Source organism: Shewanella sp. BJSY2023SW005 (assembly GCF_047314585.1).
GTDB lineage: Bacteria > Pseudomonadota > Gammaproteobacteria > Enterobacterales > Shewanellaceae > Shewanella > Shewanella algae.
This window is the reverse complement of record NZ_JBKORJ010000015.1, coordinates 38194-53140: the sequence shown is the minus strand read 5'-3', so window position 1 is coordinate 53140 and position 14947 is coordinate 38194. Positions and strand designations below refer to the sequence as shown.

Annotated in this window: 9 protein-coding genes and 1 pseudogene; 7 read left to right on the top strand and 3 right to left on the bottom strand. The window is 51.7% G+C overall.

Annotated features, from left to right (window positions below):
* Positions 1-23: 23 nt before the first annotated feature.
* Entirely contained in the window at positions 24-2456 is a 2433-nt protein-coding gene (locus ACMHXI_RS02650; RefSeq protein ID WP_028781265.1) for an Ig-like domain-containing protein, read from the top strand.
* A gap of 161 nt (positions 2457-2617) precedes the next feature.
* Positions 2618-2945 (top strand): annotated as a pseudogene (tnpA, locus tag ACMHXI_RS02645) (IS200/IS605 family transposase).
* A 161-nt stretch (positions 2946-3106) separates the two neighbouring features.
* Here the strand turns inward: tnpA and astB are convergent.
* Positions 3107-4441, bottom strand: a complete 1335-nt coding sequence (gene astB, locus ACMHXI_RS02640; RefSeq protein WP_044734782.1) for an N-succinylarginine dihydrolase — start codon at positions 4439-4441, stop codon at positions 3107-3109.
* A gap of 336 nt (positions 4442-4777) precedes the next feature.
* Between astB and topA the strand changes: the two genes are divergently transcribed.
* The gene (topA, locus tag ACMHXI_RS02635; protein ID WP_208183799.1) at positions 4778-7417 is read left to right on the top strand and encodes a type I DNA topoisomerase; all 2640 of its coding nucleotides are present in this window, start codon (positions 4778-4780) and stop codon (positions 7415-7417) included.
* A 272-nt stretch (positions 7418-7689) separates the two neighbouring features.
* On the opposite strand, the gene ACMHXI_RS02630 is transcribed toward topA, so the two are convergent.
* Entirely contained in the window at positions 7690-8469 is a 780-nt protein-coding gene (locus ACMHXI_RS02630; protein ID WP_025011035.1) for a hypothetical protein, read from the bottom strand.
* A 228-nt stretch (positions 8470-8697) separates the two neighbouring features.
* Here ACMHXI_RS02630 and cysB point away from each other — a divergent pair, with 228 nt between their 5' ends.
* Both cysB and hutW read left to right on the top strand, forming a co-directional pair.
* Positions 8698-9672 carry an HTH-type transcriptional regulator CysB gene (gene cysB / locus ACMHXI_RS02625; protein WP_025011034.1) on the top strand — a complete coding sequence of 325 codons (975 nt, stop codon included), beginning with the start codon at positions 8698-8700 and terminating at the stop codon, positions 9670-9672.
* Between the two features lie 218 nt (positions 9673-9890).
* Positions 9891-11237 carry a heme anaerobic degradation radical SAM methyltransferase ChuW/HutW gene (gene hutW, locus ACMHXI_RS02620; RefSeq protein WP_335901112.1) on the top strand — a complete coding sequence of 449 codons (1347 nt, stop codon included), beginning with the start codon at positions 9891-9893 and terminating at the stop codon, positions 11235-11237.
* A gap of 155 nt (positions 11238-11392) precedes the next feature.
* Here the strand turns inward: hutW and ACMHXI_RS02615 are convergent, their stop codons facing one another.
* Positions 11393-12769, bottom strand: a complete 1377-nt coding sequence (locus ACMHXI_RS02615) for an L-serine ammonia-lyase (RefSeq protein ID WP_025888736.1) — start codon at positions 12767-12769, stop codon at positions 11393-11395.
* 298 nt (positions 12770-13067) lie between these two features.
* Between ACMHXI_RS02615 and nagZ the strand changes: the two genes are divergently transcribed.
* Both nagZ and ycfP read left to right on the top strand, forming a co-directional pair.
* Positions 13068-14084 (top strand): beta-N-acetylhexosaminidase, encoded by a 1017-nt coding sequence (nagZ, locus tag ACMHXI_RS02610; protein ID WP_208184893.1) that lies wholly within the window; start codon positions 13068-13070, stop codon positions 14082-14084.
* 83 nt (positions 14085-14167) lie between these two features.
* Positions 14168-14728 carry an alpha/beta hydrolase YcfP gene (gene ycfP / locus ACMHXI_RS02605; protein ID WP_028780489.1) on the top strand — a complete coding sequence of 187 codons (561 nt, stop codon included), beginning with the start codon at positions 14168-14170 and terminating at the stop codon, positions 14726-14728.
* Positions 14729-14947 lie beyond the last annotated feature (219 nt).

The following is a 14947-nucleotide window of genomic DNA, read 5'->3' as shown; positions in this document are numbered from 1 at the left end:
ATTGAGTAACAGGGAGTCTGACAATGAGGTCAGCGTTTAAGTTTTGCTTCACTTTATTATGTAGTTTTCTTTTATTTGCCTGTGGCGGTGGGGGCAGTATTTCAGATACCGGGGATGGCTCGACGCCGCCAACGGGAACAACAACCGTCACTCTGAATATTTCAGATCCCAATATTTCCGCAGAAAACCCTGCGACCTTGACTGCGACTGTCAGCAATAGCTTAACGGGAGCGTTGGCGGGGCAACTGGTGACTTTTACCCTAAGTAACGAAAACCTGGGCACCTTCAACCCAGCCATAGGCACAGCCCTGACTGATGCAGATGGCAAAGCCGTGATTTCGCTGGCAACGTCCAACATTGCCGGTGCCGGTACTGTTAGCGCTGCAATCAGCTCAGGAGAGTCTGCCTCGGTCGGTTTCACTATGAAAGGTGATGGCGGTCAAGCCGGAGGTGGCGCGCAAGTCACCTTAACTCTTACTGACGTTGATGGTAATACGACAGACAGCATTACCAGCACATCTCCCGGTATTCTTGTTGCCACAGTAACCGGCCTGTCAAAACCGGCCATAGTGACATTCGATGCCTCTTTGGGCGATCTCCCGATAAAAACTGCGATTACGGATGCCAACGGTAAGGCCAGCGTCAGTATTTATGCAGGAAGTACTCCAGGCGCCAGTTCTGCCACCGCCTCGTTGGCAACCGGTGAAAAGGCTGAGCATGTCTTTGTGATCGGTGCTTCAGATGTACAGATGGGGAGTGGTGATCCTTTTGTTTCCGGAAAAGCAGCAGTGAGTGCAGCGACTCTATCGGCGGGGGGGACCGCTACGATTTCGGTAATGTTGCAAGATAGCCAAGGTAAGCCGTTTACTGAACCTGTCGATGTGAGTTTTTCATCAACCTGTTCCAAAAAGACCTCTCCTGAAGCCGTAATTAGTAGCCCTGTAACGGCCATTAATGGCCTGGCGACCAGTACTTATCTGGCCAAAGGATGTGTCGGTGACGATAACATCACGGTTTCTGCCGATGTTGGTGGCAAAAACCTGTCTGCTACCGGGGTTGTGAAAATATTGGCAGCCGACGCCGGAAGCATAGTGTTTGTTGATGCTTCCCCTGAGAATATCGGTATCAAGGGTACAGGTTCGGATGAGTCCTCTATTATTCGCTTTAAGGTGTTGGATACCAATGGTAATGCTGTTGCCAACAAGGCCGTCAGTTTCAGCCTTAATACCGATGTAGGTGGTTTGAGTCTCAACCCGGCAACGGCGACAACCAATAACGAAGGGATAGTACAGACAGTTGTAAATTCGGGCACGGTAGCAACTACCGTTCGGGTGACGGCTGACATAGATGGGACCTCTCCGCTGATCTCCAGTCAGTCCAGTGTCTTGGTTATCTCTACCGGTAAACCGGATCAGGACTCCTTCTCGCTTTCGGCTGAAACCCTCAATGCCGAGGGATGGGATGTAGATGGCACGGCAGTGAAAGTAACTGCTCGTCTGGCCGATGCTTTCAATAACCCGGTTCCGGACGGCACGGCGGTTTACTTTACAACAGAGGGGGGCGCAATTACTCCTTCGTGTACCACCACAGGTGGTGTTTGCTCAGTGACTTGGACCAGCCAGAACGCTCGCCCTGAAGGCCAATTACTGGTCGATAACAGCGGCTCCCGTAACCCCATTGCGGAGCTTTCTGCAACCGGTGGCAACTTCTATGGCCAAAAGTATGGTGGCCGCGCAACCATCACAGCTACAGCCAACGGTGAGGAGTCTTTCCCGGATACCAATGGTAACGGCCGTTTTGACGCATCTGAAGTCGCTGCATTCCAAGGTACTGATGTCAGTGGCCAACCTTATGATCTGGCAGAGGCCTTTGTTGATCACAATGAAGATGGATTGTTCAATCCTCAGCAAGCCGGTGGTGAAATTGGCGGTGAGAATGAGGAACTGATCGACTTCGACAGCGATGGCGTATTTGACTCGGCCGATGGCAAATACAATGGTGTATTGTGCTCTATCCCCGCCCATGACGCTTGTGCCGATGGCATTAGTCATTCTCAATCCATCAACGTACGTTCCAGCTTGGTGATGGTAATGTCTGGCAGCACGGCTTATGCCACCGACCCAGCCGACATCCGCATCATTGATCGTGACGGCGATAATCTGGGAGGTGACATTGATATCAACGGTAAATCGAGTGCGACAGTGCAGTTCACTATTTCTGACTTGCATAATCAGCAAATGCCATCCGGAAGCGTGGTGACCTTTACGACATCTGCCGGTTCGGTAGCCAGCTCAGGAAGCTATACTTGGCCCAGCTCCAATCACAACGGTGGCCGTCAATTCAGCGTAACCTTGAAGGGGGCAGATGAACCAGATTCAGGTTCCTTCATTGTTAAGGTCAAAACTCCTGGTGGTGCAGAAACCGAAGTCGTTAACTTGAAGGTCAATATTTATTGATAAAATCAAGTGACCCAAAAGGCGCCATCGGCGCCTTTTTTATTGTCACCCCAAAACCACCTCCTATGGAGGTGGTGATCGTCAAGTCGGGGCTCAGCCCGAAGAGTGCCCATACTGCATACTGACTCGGTTTGTTACCAGCAAATCAAGGAGTAAGCAGTATGAGCCGATATGAAAGTGCATCGCACGTCTTCTATCGCTGTCAGTATCACACTGTATGGACGCCAAAGTATAGACACAGGATCTTGAAGGGCCGAGTTGGGCAGGAGGTTTGTCGAAGTATTTATAGCTATAGCGGCATGAAGAAGTGTCGGATAGTAGAACTAAATGTCCAGATAGACCATGTTCACTTACTGGTGAGACTTCCGCCAAGCTTGAGTGTTTTCAGTGGGAGCAAACGAAGAGATCATTCGTCGATATGTAAGGTATCAACAGAAAGTAGAGGCAGAGGAATCAAACGGTCAGATCAAGCTTGGTTTGGATGGGTGATTCTTTTAGCCCCCTTCTAGGGGGCTGTTCAAAGCCACCTGCTATGCAGGTGGATTTTTTACAAGAGTGTTTGTACATGTCGATTGGTCTATAACGACTTGAAATACGCGCTATCTACAAAAAGACCACTCATTTGAGTGGTCTTTTCATTAAGAAGTTGCCTATCTCTGAAACTGATAGACACTACCGAGCTTCATTATCTGGGTCAGCTCATCCAGCGCGGTGCGAGACTCGACTATCAATTGTGGGTCGGCCAAGTCTGCGGGTAACAAGCGGTCGCGGTAGTGTTTGTCCACCCAGGCGTTGAGGCGAGTAAACAGGTTATCGTCGAGCAGTACATGCTGATTGATGGCTGCCAACTCGGCATCATTCATGGCGACCCTCAGACGAAGGCAAGCCGGGCCACCACCGTTTTGCATGCTTTGTTTAACATCAAAGTATTCAACTTTCTGAATCGGAGTATCCAGAGTCAGCAGTTCATCGAGGTAGGCCTTTACCGCAGGGTTCTCGGCACAATCGGTTGGCGCTATGATGACCATTTTGCCGTCACTCATACTCAAAAGTTGTGTGTTGAACAGGTAAGATTTGACCGCATCCTGAATACTGACTTTGGCGGTCGGTACTTCAATGAAATGGATATCACCTTCCAGCTTGGCCCGGATCTCTGCCAGCTTGGCCTTGGTATCAACAAAGGCTTGCTCGTGATGAAAAAGCACATTGCGGTTACCGACAGCAATCACATCATTGTGGAATACGCCTTGATCTATCACCTCAGGATTTTGTTGAATAAAGACAGTATTGTCTTCATCAAGACGATGTAAGCGGGCGATAGCCTGTGAGGCTTCCAGCGTTTGTCTGGCGGGAAACTTCTTCGGTTTTATGGCCTGAGGATTGGTAGCTTCCTGACCGTAAACAAAGACTTCGACTCCGGCATGACCATATTCCTGACACAGGCGGGTGTGGTTGGCAGCGCCTTCATCACCAAAACTGCTGTGTTCCGGCAGGTGCTGGTGGTGTACAAAATAGCGACTGTCACTGAAAATGGCCTTGAGAATGTTGCCTGTGGTTTGCGGCTCGATTGAGCGATGCAATTTATCCACCAGGTTGGCCGGGGTAAAGTGCACACGGCCATCATGGGTATCGGCACTTGGGGATACGGTTGCTGCATTGGCGGTCCACATGCTGGAGGCGCTGCAACAGGCTCTGAGAACCGCCGGTGCCTGCTCGGCGGCCTTCTGCAGTACTTCTTTATCGGTACCGCTAAAACCTATCCTTCGCAGCGTATGCAGATCGGGGCGTTCTTGCGGTGCCAGCATGCCCTGGATCATCCCCATGTCGGCCAGCGCCTTGGCTTTTTGTAATCCCTGCTTGGCCGCAGCCTTGGGGTTGGCTGCCTGGGCAGCATTGTTCAGGGAGGCGACATTGCCGAACGACAGGCCAGCATAGTTGTGGGTGGGTCCCACCAATCCGTCAAAATTCGCTTCAAAATGCTTCATTGCTTGTCCTTTTGGGGTATTTGAGGTTGTTATAGGGGCCCAATCCAGGCCCTGGACTGGCCCCAGTATACTTGAGCTCCTAGGCTTAACAAGTCGCCCCACAGGGTGGCAAAAGTGCTTTTTCATCACAAATGCATAACTATTACTTGCTTGCAGTGAAATAATGAAATATTAGTTTTTAATTACGCAATATTATTTTGTACAAATTTTTAACCCTGCTTAAAAATTGAGTCGCCGGTACACATAAAAGAGGGATTAACTTGAAAGTCCGAGGACAACCCTCTATATATGGTGCCAATTTTCACCGTTCTGAGATCGTTTGGCGCAAATCACACTATGGGTAAATCGCTAGTTATTGTCGAATCGCCGGCCAAAGCCAAGACTATCAACAAATATCTTGGTAAAGAATTCATCGTTAAGTCGAGTGTGGGTCACATACGTGACTTGCCGACTTCCTCCTCCGCCGACGCCAACGGCAAGGCAAAAAGCGCAGCCGAAGTGCGTAAAATGTCGCCTGAAGAAAAGGCCAAGTACAAGAAGGTGAAAGAGAAAAAGGCTCTGGTTGCCCGTATGGGGGTTGATCCTGAGCATGGCTGGAAAGCCAACTACCAAATTCTGCCTGGTAAGGAGAAGGTGGTAAAAGAGCTGCAAGCGCTGGCCGATTCCGCCGATGAAATCTATCTCGCGACGGATTTGGATAGAGAAGGGGAAGCGATTGCCTGGCATCTGCAGCAGGTGATAGGCGGCGACAATTCCCGTTATAAGCGGGTGGTGTTCAACGAGATCACCAAGAGTGCCATCCAGGATGCCTTCAGCAAACCCAGCGATCTCGACAACAATATGGTCAACGCTCAGCAGGCTCGACGTTTCCTCGATCGGGTAGTGGGCTTTATGGTTTCGCCGCTGCTGTGGAAAAAGGTTGCCAGAGGCCTCTCTGCCGGACGGGTTCAGTCGGTAGCAGTGCGTTTGGTGGTTGAGCGGGAAGCCGAAATTAAAGCCTTCGTGCCTGAAGAATTCTGGGATCTGCACGCTCAGTTGGCGACCGCTACCGATGATGCTCTGACCATGCAAGTGGTCAAGCAAAACGGCAAGGCATTTGAGCCGGTCAACCAAGCCCAGGCGCTGGCCGCTGTGGCAGCGCTGCAATCGGCCAGTTATGAGGTGATCGGCCGCGAAGACAAGGCCACTCAAAGCAAGCCCAGCGCTCCCTTTATTACCTCGACACTGCAGCAGGCCGCCAGTACCCGTCTCGGTTTTGGGGTGAAGAAGACCATGATGATGGCCCAGCGTCTCTATGAGGCGGGTCATATCACTTATATGCGTACCGACTCTACCAATCTGAGCCAGGAAGCGCTGGATAACGTCAGAGCCATGATTGCCAAAGAGTTCGGCGACAAGTACCTGCCGGATGCGCCTATTCGTTATGGCAGCAAAGAGGGCGCGCAAGAGGCTCACGAAGCGATTCGACCTTCAGATGTCTCTGTACACGCTGCGTCACTGACCGACATGGAGCGTGACGCTCAGCGGCTCTATGAGCTTATCTGGCGCCAGTTTGTTGCCTGTCAGATGACTCCGGCTCAATATGATGCCACCCGACTCACGGTCAAGGCCGGTGAGTTTGAGCTGAAGGCCAGTGGTCGCACCCTGAAATTCGATGGTTGGACCCGGGTACAATCTGCGGTAAAACGCAAGAATGAAGAAGAAGTCACTCTGCCATATCTGGCCAAGGGCGATAAACTGGATCTGAAACAACTGGATCCCAAACAACACTTTACCAAGCCACCGGCGCGTTACAGCGAAGCCTCTCTGGTTAAAGAATTGGAAAAGCGCGGCATAGGTCGTCCCTCTACTTACGCCACTATTATTTCCACCATCCAGGACCGTGGTTATGTGAAAGTGGAAAACCGCCGTTTCTACGCCGAGAAGATGGGTGAAATTGTCAGTGAACGTCTGGTGGAAAACTTTGCCAACCTGATGAACTATGACTTTACCGCCGGAATGGAGCAGACCCTGGATAACGTTGCTCAGGGGCAACTCGACTGGAAACAGGTGCTTGATGGCTTCTACAAAGATTTCACCAAGCAGTTGCAACATGCCGAGCTGCCACCGGAAGAGGGCGGTATGCGCCCCAACCAGATGGTGCTGACAGACATAGCCTGTCCTACTTGTGGGCGCCCCATGGGGATCCGTACAGGCACTACGGGTGTGTTCTTGGGATGTTCCGGCTACGAATTGCCCCCGAAAGAGCGTTGTAAGACCACGCTGAACCTGACTCCGGGTGAAGAAGCGATCAGCGAGAGCGAAGATGCCGAAACCGAGGCGCTCAGGGCCAAGCATCGCTGTGGCATCTGTGGCACCGCCATGGACAGCTACCTGTTGGATGAAACCCGCAAGTTGCATGTTTGCGGTAACAATCCTGCCTGCCCGGGTTATGAAGTCGAGAAGGGACAGTTCAAACTCAAGGGTTACGAAGGCCCGGTCATTGAATGTGACCGCTGCGGCAGTGATATGGAGCTGAAGAACGGCCGTTTCGGCAAGTATTTTGGTTGCACCAACAACGAGTGCAAGAACACCCGTAAACTGCTCAAGAATGGCGAAGTGGCGCCACCCAAGGAAGATCCTATTCCATTGCCCGAACTCAAGTGCAGCAAGTCTGACGCTCATTTTGTTTTGCGTGATGGTGCCTCGGGTATCTTTCTGGCCGCCAGTACCTTCCCGAGATCCCGCGAAACCCGCGCGCCGTTGGTCTCCGAGCTGGTGGAATACCGTGAGTTGCTGTGGCCCAAATATCAGTTCCTGGCCGATGCGCCGGTGAAAGATGATGAAGGTAATCCGACTCTGGTGAAGTTCAGCCGCAAGACTAAAGAGCAGTACGTGGCCAGCGAAGTTGATGGTAAGGCAACCGGCTGGGTCGCCCACTATCGCGATGGCAAGTGGTTTGCTGAAAACAGCAAGAAAAAGAAAGCCAAGAGCTAAGCTCAACTGAATACTTGAGCCAATAACGCCCTGCAATTGCAGGGCGTTATTGTTTGTGAAAGTGTAAGTTGACCCTAAACGGGCTGTATCGGCAGCCTGGATTATTCGGAATAAATTAATCGAGATAGAATTGGCTGAGAGAACTTTGGGGATGAGTTACTTGGCTGGCAGAGTTCACTTGGCTAGGCAAAACCGACAGCAGCAACAAAAAGCACCCAAGAGGTGCTTTTTGTTGGAGTTTACCGGTAGTAGCTTAAGCTCAAGTTGACGGCTTACCACTTCTTCTTAGGCTGGAACAACACATCGATATCATCTTCATCATTTTTCTGTTTGGGGGCGCTGGGCTGAGCCATCTTTTGCGCGCCCATGATTTCATCGAGCAGTTGCTTGGCTTCATCCACTTTTCGGGCAATAAAGGGATCATTCGGAGTTTGTGCCTTGATGGTATGCAGGGTACTGAGTGCCTTGGTGACCATCTGCCTCGATGAGCCGTATTGTTTCATGTAACTGGCGGCGCGGGCGCGTGACAGCATGCTCTCCACATTGATCCTGAGTTGCAGGCTGTCAATGCGTCCTTCTTCAGCGGCAAATACTGTGGGATCGACTTTGCCCTTGTTATGCTCGGCGCGCAAAATCGCCTTGAGCTTTTTCAAGGTCTGTACCAGCACCAATACCTGACGATCGTTGTCAGGCAGGCGAAAGTTTTCAATGGCCGGTGTTTGAGGGCCGCTGCTTTGCAGATTGTTGATCAGCGCCTCAAGATCAGTCAGCCGCCGCTCATAATCCCCTTTCTGATTGGCTTTGCTCAGGGTAACGGCGATTCTTGCCGCATCCTGAATACGCTTGTAGAGCACCAAAACCATTTGTGAAGAGCAAGGGAACATGCCGGTATTGGAGAGGACTTCTTCGGTTTCGTCCAAAATAGCCCGTTGGCGAGCCAGCTCGGTACGACGTTCGGCCTCGGCTCGCTCTTTTTGTTGCTGAATAACATTGATGCCGATCACCAGCAGAAGAAGCGCGCCAATCAGCACCAGTACAAGAGTAAATGCCATAGCCTTTCCGTAAATTTTATAATTCTGTTAATGCTACAATAAATCAATAAACTAGCCTAGTTATCTTAGTCCAGCATGAGGTATCTGTCCTGAAGATAGTTCGCATTCGTGGCTATATTCCTGTTTGATTTAGTTATTGCTTTATACTATAACCATTGATTATAGATGTCCGGCATTACAACATTCAAATTCTGCTCCTGAATGGAGCAGAAATTCAAGGATCTAAAGATGAAACTGCAACAGCTCAGATATATTGCAGAAGTGGTCAATCACAACCTCAATGTTTCCGCTACCGCCGAAAACCTTTATACCTCTCAGCCAGGGATCAGTAAGCAGGTACGCATGCTGGAAGATGAACTGGGGATCCAGATCTTCGGTCGCAGCGGTAAACACTTGACCCATGTGACACCGGCCGGCGAACAGGTCATCAAAATTGCCAATGATATTCTCGGTAAAGTCGAAAGTATCAAGAAAGTGGCCGAAGAGTACACCAAGCCGGATCAGGGGGAGCTGAATATCGCTACCACAGATACTCAGGCCCGCTATGCTTTGCCGCAGATTATCCGCCAGTTTATTGAACGTTATCCCAAGGTAAATCTGCATATGCATCAGGGCACGCCATCGCAGATAAGCGAAGCGGCTGCTCGCGGGGACGCCGATTTTGCCATTGCCACCGAGGCGATGCATCTCTATTCCGACCTGATTATGTTGCCTTGTTACCACTGGAATCGTTCTGTGGTGGTATCCAGAGATCACCCTCTGGCCAGCCGCAGTCAGATCAGCATTGAAGAGCTGGCGCGCTTCCCCTTGGTCACTTATGTGTTCGGTTTTGATAAAGCCTCGGAAATTGAGCGTGGTTTCCATGGTGCCGGGCTTGAGCCCAGAGTCGTCTTCAGCGCCACCAGTGCCGATGTGCTCAAGACTTATGTCAGATTGGGTCTCGGGGTTGGTGTGATAGCTTCCATGGCGATTGATCCTGTGATCGACAAGGATCTGGTGGCTATAGACGCCAGTCATCTGTTTGCTCACAGTACCACTAAGATAGGCTTTAGAAAGGGCAGCTTCCTGCGTAGTTATATGTATGACTTTATTGAACGATTTGCGCCGCACCTGACAAGGGATGTGGTGGAAAAGGCGGTTGCATTGCGTGATGCGCAGTTGATAGAGCAGATGTTCGCCGATGTCGAACTGCCGCTGCGCTGAGACCACTGCTTAACAGAACCGTCCACAAGTTGGGCGGTTTTTTATGCTGTTACAAGGCTGGAGAAGTAACTGCGATCATTGCACCTTGGGGATTTTTTGACGTTATCACTAAGCTCTTGGGTAAATTTCAGGAGCCGCTTCACAGTCTGTTGATCTGAATCAAAATAATTGTAATGATATTTATTATCATTTAAATCTGTCGTTCAACGGACTTTCCGATGATTTTCACTCCTTCCATGACGGGGATCGCCAGCCCATCCCCCTTGCAGTTTGCTTTTAGCCCAAAACGTGCGCCCCATTCCCATGGCGGAGTCAGAGTTGAAGCTCAGCTCGATGCCGGCCAATGGCACGAGCTTTGGCAACAAACCTCGACCAGCAGCCAGCGTGCTCTTTATCTGCACATCCCTTTTTGCCGAAAACGCTGTAGTTTCTGTAACTTTTTTGAAAATGGCGCCAAGCCGCAACGAATAGCCGATTATGTTGAAGCCTTGAGCGCTGAGCTACGCCGCGCCGGCCAAAATCCACTGGTGCAAAGCAGGCCTTTCCAGGCCGTCTACATAGGTGGCGGCACGCCGAGCGACATGACGGCCAGCCAAATCGCACTTCTGCTGCGTTCACTGACTGATTTCCCCTTGAGTGATGATGCGGAAATCACCCTGGAGGGGCGTCTCAACGGTTTTGGCGACGATAAATGGCAGGCGGCACTCAATGGTGGGGTTAATCGCTTTTCATTCGGGGTGCAGAGCTTTGATACCCAGGTGCGCCTTGCCGCGGGGCGTCTGGACTCAAGGGAAAAGGTCATAGAGCGTCTACAGCAACTCAGCCGCCGAAATGATGCACCTGTTATTGCCGATCTTATCTTTGGCTTGCCCTGGCAAGATGAGCGGGTGTGGCAGCAGGATATTGCCGATGTGATTGAAAGCGGCATTCACGGAGTGGATCTGTATCAGCTGATAACCTTGAGTGGCAGCCGTATTCAGCGCCAGCAGCAGAGTGAGGCTGAAGCGCCGCGTGCTGACAGTGCTACTCGCGCGCGGATGTACGCTTATGGTGCCAAGACTCTTGAGGCTGGCGCCTGGCAAGCTTTGTCCTGTAACCATTGGCGCAGAGATGTCAGAGAACGCAGCCGCTATAACCATATGGCCAAAGCCGGCGCCGAGATCATTCCCTTTGGTGCCGGTGCCGGCGGTAACATTCTCGGGTATGGCATCATGTATGGCCGTGAGCTTTCGGCCTGGCAGCAGGCGCTGAAGCTAGGGATCCGGCCACCGGCCCATATTACAGCGCCTGTGCCCAAAGGATTTGCCGGCACGATTAAGGGCGCTCTGGACTCAGGCTCCCTGGCATTTTCTCTCCTGCCTGACAGTCTGGTCGGTCACTTGATGCCGCTGTTTTTACGTTGGCAAAGCCATGGTTTGGCCGAGCTCAGTCAAACGGCCTTGGAGTTGTCTATGGCGGGGCGTTTTTGGAATGTCAGTATGCAGTCGGGCTTGTTTGAATACCTTGAGCGCAACCCGCCGGCGGAATATCCATCTGTTCCACAAGAGCGGGAAAATTGTGCTTAAGGTCTGCAAGCTATCAGAAAAAGAGGGTTACAGGCATCGGAAATCTTGTAAACAGGGGGGGCAGTATTGAGGCGTTGCCTGAGCAACGCCTCATATGAGCTTTGGTGAACGAATCTACTCTTGCTATCCCCTGAGTCAGCGCAGGGCGGCACCAATCAACATTCGACGATATTAACCGCCAAGCCGCCTTTGGCGGTTTCCTTGTACTTGCTGCGCATATCTTTGCCGGTATCCATCATGGTCTTGATCACCTTATCCAGGGAAACCTTATGATTACCGTCGCCGCGCAGCGCCATGCGTGAAGCGTTGATCGCCTTGACGGCGCCCATGGCATTACGTTCGATACAGGGAACCTGTACCAGGCCGCCGACAGGATCGCAGGTTAACCCCAGATTGTGTTCCATCCCGATTTCCGCCGCGTTTTCGACATGCTCGACCGTACCACCCATGATCTCGGTCAGAGCGGCTGCTGCCATGGAACAAGCCACGCCGACTTCGCCCTGACAACCAACCTCGGCTCCGGAAATGGAGGCGTTTTTCTTGTACAGAATACCTATGGCCGCGGCCGTCAACAGAAAGCGGCTACAGACATCTTCATCCACTTCCTGAACAAAGGTGTCGTAGTAGCAGAGCACGGCGGGGATGATACCGGCGGCGCCATTGGTCGGGGCCGTTACCACCCGATCGCCGGCAGCATTTTGCTCATTCACCGACAGGGCAAACAAGTCCACCCAATCCATGGCATTGAGGGGATCTATGTTGTTGCGGCCCTCAGCCTTGAGACGGCGATACAGCGCCGGGGCGCGGCGGCGCAGCTTGAGACCGCCGGGCAAAATACCTTCTTTCTGATAGCCTTTCTCCACGCAGGCCTTCATGGTTTGCCAGATATGCCACAGTTTGGCTTTGACTTCACTCTCTGGGGCTATGCTGAGCTCATTGGCCATCATCAGCGAAGAGATGCTCAGGCCATTGTCGCAGCACAGCTCCAAGAGTTCGCTGGCGGTATTGAAATCGTAAGGAGCCTGGGCAATGGGGGTCGCAGGAGAGGCGTTACGCTGCTGAATTTCATCCTCATCGAGAATAAAACCGCCGCCGACCGAATAGTAAGTGCGTTGATACAAACACTCTCCGCCCTTGAGGGCGTAGAGTGTCATGGCGTTGGCGTGTGCAGGCAGTGTCTTGCGTCTGTGGTAGGTGATGCCATCTTCGCGGGTAAACTTAACCTTACGGCCATCGCTGAGTGTCAGTGTCTGGCTGTCGGCCACCTCTGCCAGAATCGTCTCTATGCTGTCGGTATCGACGGTTTCCGGATCTTCCCCCATCAATCCCAGGATCACCGCCTTGCCCGTACCGTGGCCCTTGCCCGTTTGTCCAAGAGAGCCAAAAAGCTCGGCCTGCAGTTCGTCGACCTGTCCAAGTAAGTCATCTGCAGCCAGTTGTTCGATAAAGATTTTGCCCGCTTTCATCGGACCCACGGTATGGGAACTGGAGGGCCCTATACCTATCTTGAACATATCGAATACGCTAATCATTTGGTTAACCCTGTTGCTGTTTCGTTGTTATTTTAGTCATTGGGAGGCGCATTGCTCGCGCATACGCGGGTTTCGGAGTAACCTTGACCCAGAGTTACTCTGCCCATAGGGCAAGTATCCCATACTTTTGGCCTGGAATATCATTAGTTATTTTTATCAAGCTATGGTCGGATTAGCCTTGCTAACAATGGGATTGACCCTAGTCGCGCTATCCTGGCAGCCATACCTGTATCGGGGCTAACACCATTTCGTACCTTTTTCAGTCGCTTTCATGCGCGGTACCCTGTTGGAGATGTTTATGAGTCACTTAATGCTGGATCTTGCCTCTGTCGAGTTGACGCCAGAGGAGGCCTCTGTCCTGCAGCACCCGGCCGTTGGCGGCCTAATCCTTTTCAGCCGTAATTACCAAGACAGAGAGCAACTGATAGCCCTGATCCGTGCGGTTCGCAGTGTGCGTCCCGAACTGCTGATCGCCGTCGACCATGAAGGGGGCAGGGTACAGCGTTTTCGAAAAGGGTTTACCGAAATCCCAGCCATGGGCGATATATTGCCGGCCGCCGCAGGCTCGCTGGAACTGGCGACAACCTGGGCCAAAGAGCTGGGCTTCCTGATGGCCGTTGAGCTCTTGGCTTGTGACATAGATTTAAGCTTTGCCCCTGTGCTCGATCTCAATGGTATCAGTCAGGTGATAGGCACTCGCAGTTTCGCCTCAAAGCCCGAGCAGGTCACGGCTCTGGCAGCGGACTTTATTGAAGGCATGACTGAGGTCGGTATGGCCGCGGTGGGCAAACATTTTCCCGGCCACGGCAGCGTCGAGGCCGATTCCCATATTGCCCAGCCGGTCGACCCGCGCAGTTACCAAGAGATTGCCGAGTGTGACATGCAGCCTTTTTCACAGCTGATCGCCAGAGAGATACTCCAAGGCATTATGCCGGCTCATGTCATTTATCCCGAAGTAGACCCTAACCCAGCCGGTTTTTCATCTTTTTGGCTCCAACATGAGCTGCGTGGCAAACTGGCCTTTAACGGGGTGATTTTTTCGGACGATCTCGGCATGAAAGGGGCGGCGGTAGCCGGAGATTATCAGGCAAGGGCCAGAGCGGCGCTGGATGCCGGTTGTAACATGGTATTGGTATGCAATGACCCTGAGGGTGCCAGAAGTCTTCTGGGGGACTTCCCTTGGCCAGAGAGCAATCCTTTCCCGGCTGCAACATTAAGGGCCGACCCCGTAAAGGTGATGCGTGCATTACAGGATGAAGTACGCTGGGAGCGGGCCCGCGAGCTGGCGGCAAGGATTTCATCCACAAAAAATTGATTTGGCACAATATAGGCGCAAACTAACTTGGTTAGTTTGAAACCTGTATAACCATGACTGGAAATGAGACTTGAGGAAACAAAATGATTTTGTATTTTCACGGATTTGATGCCACCAGCCCGGGTAATCATGAAAAAGTCAGACAGTTACAGTTTATTGATGATGATGTGCGTCTCATCAGCTACAGCACCCAGCATCCCAGACACGACATGCAGCATCTGCTGAATGAGGTCAGTAAGCAGCTTAAACTCACCGATGACCCCCATCCACTGATCATAGGTGTGGGGCTGGGTGCCTATTGGGCCGAGCGAATCGCTTTTCTGTCCGGGCTCAAGGCGGTATTGGTCAACCCCAATCTGTGGCCGGAGGAAAATATGCCCGGCAAGATAGACAGGCCGGAAGAGTATGCCGATATTGCCAGCAAATGCGTGACCGATTTTCGCAGTAAGAACCGTAACCGTGCCCTGTGCCTGCTGTCGACCGAGGATGAGGTCTTGGATAGCACCCGCAGTCATGCCTTGCTCAGCCGCTATTATGAAGTGATTTGGGACAAACAACAGAGTCATAAGTTTGCTTCGCTGGCGAGCCATTTGACTCAGATAAAAGCCTTCAAGCAAACAGAGGGGGTTGAACGGGTAGGATAAATATCCACTCATACGGTAAATTGAGTGCTTTTTGTGATCCAAGTCACGAGAGTGCCTCCGGGTTGTTTTTCAGTTTGTTTCGCTGGTTGCATCGGGCCATTGACTGTGTAAAGTTACCAACCATGGCGAGTTTGATACAGAATGTTACATTCGGTTATTCATACAGTGCCAGACCTTTTGCGTATGTCGCCCGATGCAGCTAACACTCTTTTGTTAGCT

Bases quoted from the DNA above. Each gene is read 5' to 3' on its own strand.
- ACMHXI_RS02650 (WP_028781265.1), top strand. From the start codon at position 24: ATGAGGTCAGCGTTTAAGTTTTGCTTCACTTTATTATGTAGTTTTCTT.
- astB (WP_044734782.1), bottom strand. From the start codon at position 4,441: ATGAAGCATTTTGAAGCGAATTTTGACGGATTGGTGGGACCCACCCAC.
- topA (WP_208183799.1), top strand. From the start codon at position 4,778: ATGGGTAAATCGCTAGTTATTGTCGAATCGCCGGCCAAAGCCAAGACT.
- ACMHXI_RS02630 (WP_025011035.1), bottom strand. From the start codon at position 8,469: ATGGCATTTACTCTTGTACTGGTGCTGATTGGCGCGCTTCTTCTGCTG.
- cysB (WP_025011034.1), top strand. From the start codon at position 8,698: ATGAAACTGCAACAGCTCAGATATATTGCAGAAGTGGTCAATCACAAC.
- hutW (WP_335901112.1), top strand. From the start codon at position 9,891: ATGATTTTCACTCCTTCCATGACGGGGATCGCCAGCCCATCCCCCTTG.
- ACMHXI_RS02615 (WP_025888736.1), bottom strand. From the start codon at position 12,769: ATGATTAGCGTATTCGATATGTTCAAGATAGGTATAGGGCCCTCCAGT.
- nagZ (WP_208184893.1), top strand. From the start codon at position 13,068: ATGAGTCACTTAATGCTGGATCTTGCCTCTGTCGAGTTGACGCCAGAG.
- ycfP (WP_028780489.1), top strand. From the start codon at position 14,168: ATGATTTTGTATTTTCACGGATTTGATGCCACCAGCCCGGGTAATCAT.